This is a genomic window from Microcystis sp. T1-4 (genome assembly GCF_000297435.1).
GTDB lineage: Bacteria > Cyanobacteriota > Cyanobacteriia > Cyanobacteriales > Microcystaceae > Microcystis.
The window spans coordinates 1-15342 of record NZ_CAIP01000182.1 but is presented as its reverse complement, the minus strand read 5'-3'; the positions used below and the strand labels follow the sequence as shown (position 1 = coordinate 15342).

Here is a 15342-nt window from a genome sequence, read left to right as displayed (position 1 = left end):
TGCAGGGGGGATCGAACCTAAAATCCATTTTTAATTTAATTATAACCAGCTACTTATGGTTTCAAGGGAATTGTCTAGGTAATTAGCTGAAGCCATCAGCCTGCGGCTATATCCAAGCGATAATAACTAGAAAAATGGCTAATTAATCGGATAAATAAAAGCTGATAACTGATAACTGATAACTGATAACTGATAACTGATAACTGATAACTGATAACTGATAGATTAAATTACCGTGCCGTCGGGAATAGTGGCATTTTTGAAAATAACCACGATGCCGCTGCGAACATAGAAACCTAAATCTTCGCGATTAGCTTCTTCCACACGATCTTTGTTAACAATTAAAACATTGGAACCAATGCGAGCATTTTTGTCCACAATTGCCCGACGAATAGTGGAACCGGGACCGATACCCACGGGAATTTTGGCATTTCCGATCAGACTTTCCCGTTCGGGGAAAGACTCATAAAAGTCGGCTCCCATCAGCATTGTATCCTCGATCGAGCAGTCTTTGCCAACTCGACTACGAATACCTAAAATCGAGTGATGGATGCGAGATTCTTTGAGAATACAACCTTCAGAAATCATCGATTCTGTCACCGTACAATTGAGCATTTTTGTGGGTGGCAGATAGCGAGAACGGGTATAGATGGGTGCTTTTTCGTCGTAGAAACTAAAGGCGGGATTGGGTTGTTGAGTCAGGGCGAGATTAGACTCATAAAAGGCTTCAATCGTCCCGATATCTTCCCAGTAACCCTTAAATAAATAAGCCTGAAGATTGTAGTCTTTAGCCGCCGAGGGAATAATTTCCTTGCCGAAATCGGTCTGTTCTTTATTGGCATCGAGCAGATCGATTAAAACATTCTTTTTAAAGACATAAATTCCCATGGAAGCGATGTAGGGACTTTGGCGAGCTTGGTCGGGACTTAAGCCTAAAATCGTCGTATCTACCCGCATTCTTTCCAATTCTGCCCCTTTGGGTTTCTCATAAAAATCGACAATTCGCCCCGAATCATTAATTTTCATCACCCCAAAAGCGGAGGCCCGACGTTCATCGATGGGAACCACCGATAAAGTGATATCGGCGTTGGTTTCCCGATGGCGTTCGATGAACTTGCTGTAGTCCATGCGATAGAGATGATCTCCCGAGAGAATCAGATATTCATCGATATCCCAATCCTTCATCGTCCAAATATACTGTCGTACTGCGTCGGCCGTGCCTTGGAACCATTGAGGATTTTCCATGGTTTGTTGAGCGGCCAAAACTTCCACGAAACCATCACTAAAACCCGTAAAATTATAGGTACGATTGAGGTGACGATTGAGAGAAGCGGAATTAAATTGCGTCAACACATAGATTTTGTCAATCTGGGAGTTAATACAATTGCTGACGGGAATATCGATTAGGCGATATTTTCCCGCTAGGGGGACGGCAGGTTTGGCCCGCAGTTTCGTTAACGGATAAAGGCGAGTTCCGGCCCCGCCACCTAAGATAATAGCTAATACTTTTTTCACGCGCGTAACCCTCGCGATTGGCTGTTTCCTTCTCAAAGTAAGTGTAGGATGATAGCGCACCTTATTGATAGAGGGGAAACAAAAATCTAGATCTAAAAGTCATCAAGAGGGAATCGATGGGAATCTTTGGGGATAAATTGGCTAAAATTATGAATTTTTGGGCTAAATCATTAGTATTCACCTTTTTTCTCCCTTTACCGTACCTAATGCCCGCCACGGTGACGGGCGATCGCTGTTCTTGGTTAGCCCAAGGTTCCGATGTACAAACTTTCGGTAAACAGGGCCAAAGCGGAAAAGCTGGCAAAGTTGGCGGCCAAGGCAGAAATAGTGACAGTTTAACCCTTTTTCTCGATGGTTCTCCCCTAAAACTCGATATTTCAGGACAAAAAGGGGTCAATGGTGAAAATGGCGGCAATGGCAGCGATGGCAACTGTAGCGGTCAACCGAGCAACGTCACACGAAATCTCCAGGCCGCCGGTGGTGGTAACGGTGGCAATGGGGGTAATGGTGGTGATGGCGGTAATGGCGGCGCTTTAACCCTCTATGCCACTAATTTAGATTTTTTAAGACAAGTAACGGTCAATGCGGCCGGAGGCGCCGGGGGTTTTGGGGGTCAAGGAGGCCAGGGGGGCAAGGGTTGTCGCTGTTCTCAACCTTTCTGGACAATTCAAACCTGCAGCGGTAGGCCGGGAGATGCCAATTATAGCTGTACCACCAGAGAATTTAGCTGTCAGGATGGTCTGGATGGGGCGACGGGTAATAGTGGTCGTAACGGTCGCGAGGGTCGTTTAGGACAGTTAACTTTAATTCAAATCGATCGCCCTTTAACTGCCGATCAACCGAGCGCAACTGTTCCCCTGGCGGAGTTAAAAGAACGGGGTTATATTCTCTCTAAAAATATTTGGGAAACTCGCACCGGGGCAGTGTCTTTATTTGCCCCCGGTTCCCTGATCGATGATCAATATCGGATTTTAGTAGATCGATCGGAACGTTCTTTTATTTTAATTTGGAATGCGCCCCAGGAGTTTAACCGGTTTGCTAATCAGCGTTTTACTTTAACCCTCGATGATCAAAAGGAAATGAAGGTAACTGTCCCCAGTGACCTCTGGATTGAGGGAACCACTCAAAAACGCAATAATGTTACGGAATTTGTCGTTTATAATGCTGTTTTTGAACGAGATGTCACCCAATTAGAAGCAAAAGGTATCACAGGAAATGGTACTGATTTAAGGCTTTTTCTTGAAGATAAAGCTTCCCAATCGAATTTAATCGGCACTAAATTTAAAGTGCGTTATCGTGTCACTCGTTGGCAAGCAGACGACCTGCAAACCAGTCCCAGAACTGATTTTGTCACTCGCTATGAAGGAGATATGCCCGCTAATTTAGTCCGACAGGAGGGCAATCAATTTATTCTGGATATCGGTCAATTACCCTTACCTGTGGAATCCTTGCGATCGGGTACGGGAATAGAAATCGAGTTACTTGCTACTCGTTCTTTTGCCGGTTATTCCAAAGAACAAAAAATCGTCATCCGCGACACGATTAAAGGGGCAAATATGCCACGGAGGTAAGTCAAAAAAGTCCCCTTCTCCTTTCTCCGGTGCAGTCTTAACCAATAATTTAGATAGTCAACTTAAGTAGCTGGTTATAATTAAATTAAAAATAGATTTTAGGTTCGATCCCCCCTTAGTCCTAGGGTTGATTCATAGTAGGGTTGATTCATGAATCAACCCTACCCTTAGTCCCCCCTTGATCAGGGTGGTGTCTGATAATTTTTAACGCCTACCTACTTACCAAAAGGCTTTAAAATATCTTGAGAGGAAGACCGGTTATTCTGTGGGTTTCCCCGGAGAATGTCCCGATCAGCGGATCGATGGCTACCCTGAAGGAGAAAATCAAGGGAAAGATGGGCAATATTTTAAGTGTGGCTCCGATGATGGATTATACCGATCGCCATTTTCGCTATTTTTTGCGACAAATTAGCCGTCGTCCCCTTCTCTACACGGAAATGATCACGACGATGGCGATTAAACACGGCGATCGCTATAAGCTGCTGGGGTTCTCCCTAGCAGAAAAACCTCTCGCTTTGCAGTTAGGGGGTGATAATCCCTATCTTTTGGCAGAATGCGCTAAAATAGCCGAAGATATGGGTTATGACGAGGTAAATCTCAATGTGGGTTGTCCTAGTTCCAGGGTAAAAGAGGGCAATTTCGGAGCTTGTTTGATGGCTAACCCGGAATTAGTAGCGAGGGGAATATCGGCAATGAATCAAGCTGTATCGATTCCCGTGACTGTAAAACAGAGAATTGGCATTGATCATCAGGATAGTTACGAAAATATGGCCAATTTTGTCCGTATTGTCGCAGATGCCGGTTGTCAACGTTTTACCATCCACGCACGCAAAGCTTGGTTACAGGGATTAAGTCCCAAGGAAAATCGCACCGTCCCCCCCTTACGTTATGATGATGTTTATCGCCTAAAAAATCAGTTTCCCCATTTGTTTATTGAAATTAATGGCGGTATCATTAATTTAGAACAGGCTAGACAACATTTACAATTAGTAGATGCGGTCATGATCGGTCGGGCAGCCTACGATAATCCCTATTTATTTGCCACAGTTGATCGAGATTTTTATGGGAAATCGGTTACTCCTCCTACCCGGGAAGAAGTAATCAAAAAAATGCTTCCCTACATCGATGAGTGGGTGAGTAAAGGTTATAAATTACACCAGATCAGCAAACATCTTTTACAGCTTTTTGCCGGTCAGCCCGGAACTAAAGCCTGGAAGCGTTATATTAGTGAAAATAGCCATTTTCCTGGGGCCGATTCTGGGGTAATCTGGCAAGCTTTACAGCAGGTAAATTCCCTAAATGATCTGGCTAATCTGTCAGTTTCCCATTGATTTATTTTCCTTTCTATGATTACACAATCCTCAATTAATGCCGGGGTAAAAAATTCAGCTATGGCGGATTTTGTTTATCAACCTCCCCCGGCAGCTATCACAGCTAAACGTATTTTAATTAAACCGAATTTAGGTTATCCTGTGCCACCACCAGTAACGGTTAGTCTGCCGGTATTAAGTCAAGTTTTGCGGGGATTAAGAGGGGCAAATACCACGGCAGAAATTATCTTGATCGAGGGAGTTTGTTCTGCTATTTCTTTGAGAGAAATTATCGATATTTTGGGAGTAAAATCTATTATTGATCCCGGAATAACCATTCTTGATGCTGATAGTTTACCACAGCAAGAATATCCGAATCTTTCCCCTTTTCCTGTCCGTTTTTCCTCGATGTTTGCCCCTAAAATTATCGAAGAAGTGGATTGTCGGATCACGATTGGAACCTTAAAACGCACCCATTTAAAGGATGAACCCCTGATTTCTGCTTCTTTAAAAAATCTCTATGGACTCTTTCCCCGTAGTCATTATAAAGCCCGTAGTCCTAACTCGCGGGGGCAATTACATCGCCCCTCCGTACCACTAATTTTACAGGATGTTTATTTTTGTATCGGTCATCTTTTTGATGGGGCAGTGGTGGACGCCAATCTCAAATATTTTAGTAGCAATTGGCGACCGGATCGAGGAAAATCTATTCCTCTCGGTCAAGTGTTTTGGGGTGATGATATGATTAGCGTGGATCGCAGTGCTTGCCTGTTGGGTGATGAACCGATGCCAAGTTATTTAGATGCGATCGATTTGCTTCGTTCTCAACTTTTAAACGGAACCAATTAGGGTTAATAATTAGGGTTTACTGAAAAAATAAGGGCGAGGCATTCGGATAGAAAATCTACGGTTTCAGCGATAGGTTATACTAAATCCGTTGAGTATGGGCTACTTATGAGGACAGGCACTCATGCAATAGGCAATAGGCAAAAGAGGTAATAGATAATCAGTTTTTAATAACCAGATTTAGTATCAGGAGTCAGTAGCCAGTCGTCGGTCGTTTCAGGCTTTGTTGCCCTGCTTTTTGTACCAATTTGTGGACTAAAAGAAGAATAATGCAAGGTTTTTGAATGTCCCAATCCTATTTTCGCAGCATGAACATCGGATTTTAACAGGTCAAAAGCCTTATTTTAAAAGGGTTTTACCATTATTCAGCAAGCCCTGCTTAATTTAAATGAATCAACCCTAGGGCTTTGGGGGGTAGAACCCTCCAAAGGCTTGGATTGAGTGATAAAATCGCAGGTAATACTAAATCCGTTGAGTATGGGCTACATATCAAGAGAGGCACTCATGCAATAACTGGATTTAGTATAACCACTCCCCATCTGCTGCCTCCTCAATTAAGCGATACTACTGCGCTTTCTCGCTTCCTTATAAGATGTTCCCACATCCTGTAAACCGACTTTAATCATCTGTTGTTCCAAAAGGGCAAAAAAACGCAAGCGATCTCCACCTTTAATCACCGCTAAATTGTGCGCTTCCGCTAAGGCGATCGGATAACCATAACCTTTTAACACCTGGGCCAGTAAAATACTTAAAGAGCGATCGAGTAATTCTCCCTCCTCCACCACCCAAGCAGGAACCTCTACCCTAGCGATTTCCGTCCCCACATGGAGATAACAGAAGTAAATGCGGTGTTCATCCCCATAAAGATCGAGTATTTTCAAAGAACTGCGCCAAAAAGGACTTCTTTGCCCCGGTTCCAATAAATAACCCCAGAGAGAAGCATCCCGGAGAGGATCGACAACGCGACAAGGGGTTTTTTCTGGGTCTAAATCACCGCAATTGATCAAGCAATTGGGACTATCATGGGGACAAGATTGTAAACGCAGGAAATTTAAGCCTTCCGTGCTACGAGAAGCACTAATATAACCTATAAGCGGGATTTTAGCCCCTCGCAAATCGTCCCAAGACTGAAAAATCGGTGGCAAAATTAAATCCTTTGCTTCCGGGGGGAGACTATCGATAAACCAATAGATCAAAGAACCATCCACAAGGGCTAAATTTGGTTCATAATGGGCGCCGGGGGGTTTTACCCAACGAGTAGCCATTTCTGCTAACATTTGGCTTTCTAATACCGTGCGACGATAACTCATCCACTCATCGACGCGAATACCCCACTGTTTAGAAATGTAGAGGTCTTCTGATTTGTAATAGACTTCGGGAATGCTATCGAGGAGAGGGTGCAAATTTTGACCATAGTGCAACATAATCCTACCGATATTAATTAGATAACAGTAGGCGATTTCGTGGTGAGAAGGGGCAATTTGGGAACCATCCGTGGCAAAAACGCTATGACTTTCGGGAGCGGGAAGGATACTAACCCGGGTGTCGAGAGGTTCGATCGGTAGTGCAACGGAGAAAATTAGGCGATCGTGCCAGTTATGATAGAGTTCTAGCAGTTTTTCCTGTTGCTGTTGAGCCTGTTCTAAAAGAATTTTAGCCCGTTGCACGCGCTCGCGACTAGCTGTCACTTCCTGTTGAAAATGTTGACTGATTCCTGGCATTTTTGCCGCTAATTTCGCAAGATCGAGCATAGCTGTCCTCTCCCTGACTTTTTTTGATTTTATCGCAATTTCCTGTCTCTAAGGATAATTTTGTCAATGATTGCCAAATTTATCCTTAGTAATCTCCGCTTACAGCAGTTATCTTAATGGTGAGATAGGAAGTTTTCCTTTTGGGGAGTCACTCGTCAATACCAAAAAGGAATTCTGCGTATTTAGACAATATTTCTCCTTAAGATCATTATAGTTTTGATAAGAAGTAATTTGCTCATGTTGCATTCTACCAACAATAATACCAGGGTGTATCCCTAGTTGTTCGGCAAATTGATTAATAGCTTTTCTATTCAGAGAATTATTGGCGATAAATCTCTGCCAATCTCCAGGATCAATTAAGAAATTAGCCGCAAAAACATCCGCCTCTTTTTCTTTAATTGTATCTTGAATATCTTGCCCCTCTAAAAATAAAGTTCGTTTCCCATGTAATAAAATATGACCAGCTTCATGAAAAAAAGAAAACCAAAAATGATCATTTGTTTTGTATCGATCGCTCAATTGAATTAAAGCTCTGTGAGAACCTAACCAACGGGTAGCACCGTGTACCCTTGTTTTCGGAAGTTCAGGGACAAAGGCTAAGGCAACCCCCGCTGCCGCACAAAGCTCGATCATTTGCGGTTGAAATACCTCGATAGACTTAATAGTTAACGAACGAATTTGTCGCAAGGCATCTCTGAATTTCAACTCGTTGTAATCAGCACAATTAATTTTCGATGCTTCTATTTCTCCTTGACGCAACCATGCCGTTATTGCCCCTCGATCGCTATCAAATGCTTGAGACTTTCTAAAATCAATCGATAAATTTATCCCCCAAATCTCCTCCCATTTCTCAGGGGAGACAACGGCAAAAAAATTCAAGCTCTCTCGTAATTGCTCTATTTTATCCTCATCAAACTTGAGCCAGCCTAATTCAGTCATCTGGCGATAAGGAATTTGTTTTAACCAGCCTAAGTAGGTGGGTGGAATTAAATATAAAATGAACGTAGGTTGGGTTGAAGCATGAAACCCAACGCCCGCATGGGTTACGCTACCGCTAACCCATCCTACAAATAATTGTGCCTACCTACTTAAATAACCTTTTAATCTTTGATTCTCATTTTTTCTCGCTAAATATTCCCGATAAAGTCTTTCGCGCTCTATCCAGAAACTGGCGGGAGTTCCTAACACTAACTCTATCTGTAAGGCGGTATCGATAGTAATCTCCGCTTTACCTTTTATGATCTCATTGATAGTCTTTTTTGGTCTGCCCATGCGTTGGGCTAGTTCCGATTGAGACATATTTCTTTCTTCTAGGATTTCGGCAAGGGTTTCTCCCGGTGGAGAAATAAAATCCGGTGCATATCTGTTCTCAATAGTATTAGTCAAGGGTGTCATCTATGCCAATAATTACGACTGCGGTTACTTTCTGCCAATCAATTCCCCCGTCTGCTTTTTGAGGAATCGGTATATTAGCCGGCTCAAAAATTAGTCTGAGAGGATGAACTAAATCTAGAGATAGTTGTCCAGCACGGTTATGTAACAATTCGTGGCAACGTCCCAGCAGCGATCGCATTTCCTCCAGGACAATAACTGCTTTTAAGTCGTCGAGTCTTTGCCTGATTTTCTTAGCCATCTTCTCTCCATACTGTTTTTTCAGTAGTTTTTGGCTATTGCATTCGTTCTCAAATTTTTTTTCCTTAAATACAATATCCATTGTAGATGACCCTTGTAATATTGTTAACCTCAAAGGTTAACAATATTTTATGGCAGCACACCTGGGTCGCATCCAGTACAAACGCTCTAAATATATCGTTAAGAGCTAATAGTCTAGACACCAGTTCTGAAAATGAGGTTAGCTAGAGACAGCTTTTCAGACATTGGCCGATTAATCAGGTGATAATTATCGCTAAAATTGCACCATCAAGCCAAAACAACGAAGCTGTAATTTTATCGCCTAATAACGCCCGAATTGAGTGCCGCCGCCGCCCAAGAAAAAGACAATCTCTAACATCTAAACCGGAGAAAAGCACAATCGCGGACTTGACAACAACAGCAACAATTTGCTATAATGACCTTTTGTCAACGATTTGACCTTCGGTAATAGGAGTTCAGAGTAACCTTAGATACAGCCCTATCATGCCCACCATTCAGCAATTAATACGCGACGAAAGATCCAAAGCGAAAAGAAAAACCAAATCTCCCGCCCTCAAACAATGCCCCCAACGCCGGGGAGTTTGTACAAGAGTATATACCACCACACCGAAAAAACCCAACTCAGCCCTGCGGAAAGTCGCTAGGGTACGTTTGACCTCTGGATTTGAGGTGACAGCCTACATACCGGGCATCGGTCATAACCTGCAAGAACACTCGGTCGTCCTGATTCGGGGCGGTCGGGTCAAAGATCTACCCGGAGTCAGATATCACATCATTCGCGGCACCCTCGATGCCACCGGGGTGAAAAACCGTCAAAAGGCGCGGTCTAAGTACGGAACCAAACGCCCCAAACCCGCCGCTAAATAAACAGGGAATTGATTAACCAAAAAAATACTCCCACCGAGTCGGTCAAAGTTAACCCAAGAGACTGAAGACTCGCAGGAGAGGGTTTGAGATGGGCTGTAATCATCCGACTGTCAAGCAAAAGTTAAAGTTAACCTAGAAAATTCAGGAATATTCCGATGTCTCGCCGTAAAAACGTCAAAAAACGTCCTATTCCCCCCGATCCCGTTTACAATAGCTGTTTAGTCAGCATGACCATCCGCCGGATCATGCGATCGGGCAAAAAATCCTTGGCCGCTAACATCGTTTACGATGCCCTGAAAACCGTCGGCGAACGTACCGGTCAAGAACCCCTAGAAGTATTTGAAAAAGCCGTTAAAAACGCCACCCCCCTAGTGGAAGTGAAAGCCCGCCGGGTCGGTGGAGCCACCTATCAAGTGCCGATGGAAGTGCGCAGCAACCGTGGTAGCACATTGGCACTACGTTGGTTAGTCCATTATGCCAGAACCAGAGGCGGCAAAACCATGGCAGGTAAACTAGCCAACGAGATCATGGACGCAGCCAATGAAACCGGCGGCACAATCAAAAAACGGGAAGAAACCCACCGGATGGCAGAGGCAAACAAAGCCTTTGCCCACTATCGTTACTAAGAAAGATACTTTAAAGATACTTTAAGGGCGGTGGATCACACCGCTGCCGCCAAAAAACTGTCAAGAAAAGTATAGAATTGTAAATAGTGTAAAAAATCCTAGAACAAAATCCCATCACTGGCAAGCAAAGCAAGGAGGTTGCTGTGGCACGGACTATCCCGCTAGAGAGAGTGCGAAACATCGGAATCGCCGCTCATATAGATGCGGGCAAAACAACGACAACAGAAAGAATCCTGTTCTACACGGGAGTCGCTCATAAACTGGGCGAAGTCCACGACGGAACGGCAATTACCGACTGGATGGAACAGGAACGGGAGCGAGGAATCACCATCACCGCCGCCGCCATCAGTACCAGTTGGCAAGATCATCGCATCAACATCATTGACACCCCTGGCCACGTCGATTTCACCATTGAAGTGGAACGTTCCATGCGGGTACTCGATGGCGTGGTGGCAGTTTTCTGCTCTGTTGGTGGTGTACAACCCCAGTCGGAAACCGTCTGGAGACAAGCCGATCGGTACAAAGTACCCCGGATTGCCTTTATCAACAAAATGGACAGAACGGGAGCGAACTTCTTCAAAGTTTACGAACAATTAAGAGATCGCCTCAGAGCTAACGCCGTTCCCATCCAAATGCCGATCGGCGCAGAAAGCGAACTGAGCGGGATCGTTGATCTCGTCAAGATGCGCGCCTATATATATAAGGACGATCTAGGGAAAGACATAGAAGAAACCGACATTCCCGAAGACTTATTGAAAAAGGCCGAAGAATTCCGCGTGCAGCTGGTGGAGGCTGTAGCGGAAGCGGATGAAGAACTCCTAGAAAAATATCTAGAAGGTGAAGAACTCACCGAAGCCGAAATCAAACGCGGTCTCAGGGAAGGGACGATTGCTGGTACAATTGTTCCCGTCCTCTGCGGCTCGGCTTTCAAAAACAAAGGGGTACAACTGCTCCTCGATGCTGTCGTCGATTACCTACCCTCACCCTCGGAAGTAGCCGCCGTTAAAGGGATTCTTCCCGATGGCAGCGAGGCAATCCGGGAGGCTAAGGACGATGCGCCCTTCTCTGCTCTGGCCTTCAAAATCATGGCCGATCCCTTCGGTCGTTTAACCTTCCTGCGGGTCTATTCCGGTGTGTTAGCCAAAGGCAGCTACGCCTACAACTCCACCAAAGGAACCAAAGAACGGATCGCTCGCCTGATCGTCCTCAAATCCAACGAACGGATCGAAGTGGATGAACTGCGCGCCGGTGATCTAGGAGCGGCGATCGGACTGAAAAACACCATTACCGGGGATACCCTCTGTGATGATAAGAACCCGATTATTCTAGAATCCCTCTTTATCCCCGAACCGGTGATCTCCGTGGCGGTGGAACCGAAAACCAAACAGGACATCGAGAAACTCAGCAAAGCTCTGCAAGCTCTCTCCGATGAGGATCCCACCTTCCGGGTCAAAGTTGATCCCGAAACCAATCAAACGGTAATCGCCGGGATGGGAGAACTGCACCTAGAAATCCTCGTCGATCGGATGCTGCGGGAATACAAAGTCGAAGCAACCGTGGGCGCTCCCCAAGTTGCCTATCGGGAAACTGTGCGGAAACCTGTACGGGCCGAGGGTAAATTTATCCGTCAAAGTGGCGGTAAAGGACAGTACGGCCACGTCGTCATCGAACTCGAACCGGGTGAACCAGGATCTGGCTTTGTCTTCGTCTCCAAAATTGTCGGTGGTGCTATCCCCAAAGAATACATCAACCCGTCAGAACAAGGGATGAAAGAAGCTTGCGAATCGGGGATCGTTGCGGGTTATCCCGTCATCGACCTGAAAGCAACCCTTGTGGATGGTTCTTTCCACGATGTGGACTCCTCCGAGATGGCCTTTAAGATTGCCGGTTCCATGGCGATCAAAGAAGCGGTGATGAAAGCTACCCCCGTTCTCCTAGAACCGATGATGAAGGTCGAGGTGGAAGTACCCGAAGACTTCATCGGTAACGTCATCGGTGATCTTAACTCCCGTCGGGGACAAATCGAAGGTCAAGAAACCGAGGCCGGCATCGCCAAAGTCTCCGCTAAAGTCCCCCTAGCGGAAATGTTTGGTTACGCCACTGATATTCGCTCCAAAACCCAAGGACGGGGCATCTTCACCATGGAATTTAGCCATTACGAAGAAGTCCCCCGCAACGTGGCCGAGGCGATTATCACCAAAAGTAAAGGGAACGGCTAATCAGTGACCGGTGAGCAGTGAGCAGTGAAGACAAACCGATCATTTAAATTTGATCGGTCAACCCTAATAACTGCTAACTTAAAACTGATCTCCGGTGACTGATTAATGTTCACCCACCTGAAGAAGAAAAAAAAACAAAGGAACAGAAAGTAAATGGCACGCGCTAAATTTGAACGGACGAAACCCCACGTTAACATCGGTACGATCGGTCACGTTGACCACGGCAAAACTACCCTCACCGCCGCTATCACGATGACCCTAGCGGCTCTGGGTAATGCCCAAGCTAAAAAATACGATGAAATCGATGCCGCTCCCGAAGAAAAAGCCCGCGGGATCACCATCAACACCGCTCACGTTGAGTACGAAACCGCCAGTCGCCACTATGCACACGTGGACTGCCCTGGCCACGCCGACTATGTAAAAAACATGATCACCGGTGCGGCACAGATGGACGGTGGTATTCTCGTGGTCTCGGCCGCTGATGGCCCGATGCCCCAAACCCGGGAACATATCCTGTTGGCTCGTCAGGTGGGGGTACCTAACCTGGTGGTCTTCCTCAACAAAAAAGATATGGTGGACGATGAGGAATTACTGGAACTGGTGGAACTGGAAGTGCGCGAACTTCTCACCAGTTACGACTTCCCCGGCGACGATATCCCCATTATTGCCGGTTCTGCGAAAGAAGCCCTCGACTACATGACCAAAAATCCCAAGGCCAAAAAAGGCGACAACGAGTGGGTAAATGCGATCTATGAATTGATGGAAGCGGTAGATAGCTATATCCCCACCCCTGAACGGGCGATCGATAAACCCTTCCTGATGGCGGTAGAAGACGTATTCTCGATTACTGGTCGGGGGACGGTGGCTACCGGTCGGATCGAACGCGGTATTGTGAAAGTGGGTGATAACGTGGAATTGGTCGGGATCAGAGAAACTCGCCCCACCACCGTCACCGGGATCGAAATGTTCAAGAAAAGTCTTGATCAAGGGATGGCCGGTGACAACGCTGGTATCCTCCTGCGTGGTATCCAAAAAACCGACATCGAGCGCGGCATGGTGATCGCTAAACCGAATACAATCAAACCCCACACCCAGTTTGAAGGTGAGGTGTATGTGTTAACTCAAGCAGAGGGTGGTCGTCACACTCCTTTCTTTAAAAACTATCGTCCTCAGTTCTATGTACGGACAACCGACGTAACTGGCACGATCCAAGACTACACCGCCGACGATGGCAGCACTGTAGAAATGGTCATGCCGGGAGACCGGATCAAAATGACCGTGGAACTGATCAACCCGATCGCTATTGAACAGGGTATGCGCTTCGCTATTCGCGAAGGTGGTCGCACCATCGGTTCTGGCGTTATCTCGAAAATTATCAAGTAGGCTAATCTACTAATTAACGGGGCAGTGAATTTAAAAGCTGCTCCGTTACTGTCTTGATCTTGTACCTTGACAATTGCAATAGGTGAAATTATGGCTACGTTACAACAACAGAAAATTCGCATTCGTTTGAAAGCTTTTGACCGGCGCTTACTCGATACTTCCTGTGAGAAGATTGTCGATACTGCCAATAGAACTAACGCCACAGCGATCGGACCGATTCCCCTACCGACAAAAAGAAAGATTTATTGTGTCCTGCGTTCCCCTCACGTTGACAAGGACTCCCGTGAACATTTTGAAACCCGCACCCATCGCCGCATTATTGATATTTACCAACCCTCTTCTAAGACAATCGATGCTTTGATGAAATTAGATTTACCCGCCGGGGTTGATATTGAAGTTAAATTGTAAAAAATGCCAAAAAGATGTTAGTGCTAACATCTTTTTTTCTTAGAAACTCTTTCTGATACCAAATCCGTTTTTAATAGTCTGATTAACTCCCAAGTTAGGAATTTTTTCTCCCCACTCTCCCATAACTTTTAGATAGGATTTAGCATAAAAAGAGGTTATTAAAAGAAGGCCAGTACACTTGTTAAGGGTGCATCGCCACAATTGAGATGCCCCCGATCGCTAAACCGTTTGTAGGGGAAAACCTAAAGCTTCTCGTTGCTGTAAATACAATTGAGCAACCTGTCGCGCTAAATGGCGAATTCTGCCGATATAACGGGTTCTTTCAGCTACAGCAATCACACCTCTAGCATCGAGTAAATTAAAAGTATGGGAACATTTGAGAACATAATCTAGACTGGGAATCACCAGAGAGCGATCGATTAATTGTTTAGCTTCCTGTTCATATAAACTGAATAAACTAAACAATAACTCAGGATTAGAAGCCTCAAAATTGTAGGTACATTGTTCGATTTCATTTTGCAGAAAAATATCACCGTAGAGGATATTTTCATTCCATTGAATTTTATTAATTGCCTCCACATCTTGCAGATACATGGCTAATCTTTCTAAACCGTAGGTAATTTCGATCGCCACGGGACGACAATCGATACCCCCACACTGTTGAAAGTAGGTAAATTGGGTGATTTCCATCCCATCTAACCACACTTCCCAACCCACACCCCAAGCGCCGAGGGTGGGAGATTCCCAGTTATCTTCCACGAAGCGAATATCATGATCTTCTGGGTTAATTCCTAACACCCGCAGGGAGTCTAAATAGATTTCCTGAATATTATCGGGAGAGGGTTTAATTAGGACTTGATATTGATAGTAATGCTGAAAACGATTGGGATTTTCGCCATAACGGCCATCCGTAGGACGACGACAGGGTTCCACATAGGCAACAGCCCAAGGTTCCGGACCAATTGCTCTTAAAAAAGTGTGGGGACTCATGGTTCCTGCACCTTTTTCTGTATCATAGGGTTGAGCAACTAAACAACCGCGATCAGCCCAAAATTCATTTAATTTAGCGATAACAGCTTGGAAAGTTAGAGACATGGGAAAAAGTAAAAAAGCGGGTTAGGGGTTGGGTAATTATAAATTATAAATTATAAATTATAAATTATAAATTATGAATTGGGAATTGGGAATTATAA

12 protein-coding genes and 2 pseudogenes are annotated in these 15342 nt (G+C 45.1%); 8 read left to right on the top strand and 6 right to left on the bottom strand.

Annotation, left to right across the window (positions count from 1 at the left end):
* Positions 1–225: 225 nt before the first annotated feature.
* Complete coding sequence (locus MICAI_RS11245) at positions 226–1515, bottom strand: glucose-1-phosphate adenylyltransferase (protein WP_008201765.1); 1290 nt, start codon at positions 1513–1515, stop codon at positions 226–228.
* Between the two features lie 206 nt (positions 1516–1721).
* On the opposite strand from MICAI_RS11245, the gene MICAI_RS11240 reads away from it, so the two are divergent.
* The 3 genes from MICAI_RS11240 to MICAI_RS11230 all read left to right on the top strand — a co-directional run bounded on the left by MICAI_RS11240 (position 1722) and on the right by MICAI_RS11230 (position 5245).
* Positions 1722–3086: a hypothetical protein gene (locus MICAI_RS11240; RefSeq protein WP_039900020.1), complete on the top strand. Its 1365-nt coding sequence runs from the start codon at positions 1722–1724 to the stop codon at positions 3084–3086.
* Positions 3087–3421: 335 nt separating this feature from the next.
* A complete protein-coding gene (dusA, locus tag MICAI_RS11235; RefSeq protein ID WP_039900019.1) occupies positions 3422–4417 on the top strand; it encodes a tRNA dihydrouridine(20/20a) synthase DusA in 996 nt (331 codons plus the stop codon).
* Positions 4418–4432: 15 nt separating this feature from the next.
* On the top strand, positions 4433–5245 hold the full coding sequence (locus MICAI_RS11230) for a DUF362 domain-containing protein (RefSeq protein WP_008201759.1): 813 nt from the start codon (positions 4433–4435) through the stop codon (positions 5243–5245).
* A gap of 551 nt (positions 5246–5796) precedes the next feature.
* Here MICAI_RS11230 and MICAI_RS11225 read toward each other — a convergent pair.
* The 4 genes and pseudogenes from MICAI_RS11225 to MICAI_RS11210 all read right to left on the bottom strand — a co-directional run bounded on the left by MICAI_RS11225 (position 5797) and on the right by MICAI_RS11210 (position 8707).
* Positions 5797–6993: a DNA double-strand break repair nuclease NurA gene (locus MICAI_RS11225; RefSeq protein ID WP_008201756.1), complete on the bottom strand. Its 1197-nt coding sequence runs from the start codon at positions 6991–6993 to the stop codon at positions 5797–5799.
* Positions 6994–7101: 108 nt separating this feature from the next.
* A pseudogene (locus tag MICAI_RS11220) lies at positions 7102–7968 on the bottom strand (ImmA/IrrE family metallo-endopeptidase); the annotation flags it as partial.
* A 120-nt stretch (positions 7969–8088) separates the two neighbouring features.
* Positions 8089–8379 (bottom strand): annotated as a pseudogene (locus tag MICAI_RS27865) (HigA family addiction module antitoxin); the annotation flags it as partial.
* The gene (locus MICAI_RS11210; protein ID WP_008201750.1) at positions 8372–8707 is read right to left on the bottom strand and encodes a type II toxin-antitoxin system RelE/ParE family toxin; all 336 of its coding nucleotides are present in this window, start codon (positions 8705–8707) and stop codon (positions 8372–8374) included. The gene MICAI_RS11210 and the pseudogene MICAI_RS27865, both read right to left, overlap by 8 nt.
* Positions 8708–9129: 422 nt before the next feature.
* Here MICAI_RS11210 and rpsL point away from each other — a divergent pair, with 422 nt between their 5' ends.
* The 5 genes from rpsL to rpsJ all read left to right on the top strand — a co-directional run bounded on the left by rpsL (position 9130) and on the right by rpsJ (position 14149).
* On the top strand, positions 9130–9513 hold the full coding sequence (gene rpsL, locus MICAI_RS11205) for a 30S ribosomal protein S12 (RefSeq protein ID WP_002740176.1): 384 nt from the start codon (positions 9130–9132) through the stop codon (positions 9511–9513).
* A gap of 155 nt (positions 9514–9668) precedes the next feature.
* A complete protein-coding gene (rpsG, locus tag MICAI_RS11200; RefSeq protein ID WP_002758831.1) occupies positions 9669–10139 on the top strand; it encodes a 30S ribosomal protein S7 in 471 nt (156 codons plus the stop codon).
* Between the two features lie 143 nt (positions 10140–10282).
* Entirely contained in the window at positions 10283–12358 is a 2076-nt protein-coding gene (gene fusA / locus MICAI_RS11195; RefSeq protein WP_008201747.1) for an elongation factor G, read from the top strand.
* Between the two features lie 153 nt (positions 12359–12511).
* A complete protein-coding gene (tuf, locus tag MICAI_RS11190) occupies positions 12512–13741 on the top strand; it encodes an elongation factor Tu (protein ID WP_008201745.1) in 1230 nt (409 codons plus the stop codon).
* 90 nt (positions 13742–13831) lie between these two features.
* Positions 13832–14149: a 30S ribosomal protein S10 gene (gene rpsJ / locus MICAI_RS11185; protein ID WP_002800099.1), complete on the top strand. Its 318-nt coding sequence runs from the start codon at positions 13832–13834 to the stop codon at positions 14147–14149.
* Positions 14150–14368: 219 nt separating this feature from the next.
* On the opposite strand, the gene glyQ is transcribed toward rpsJ, so the two are convergent.
* Positions 14369–15244 (bottom strand): glycine--tRNA ligase subunit alpha, encoded by an 876-nt coding sequence (glyQ, locus tag MICAI_RS11180; protein WP_008201736.1) that lies wholly within the window; start codon positions 15242–15244, stop codon positions 14369–14371.
* Positions 15245–15342 lie beyond the last annotated feature (98 nt).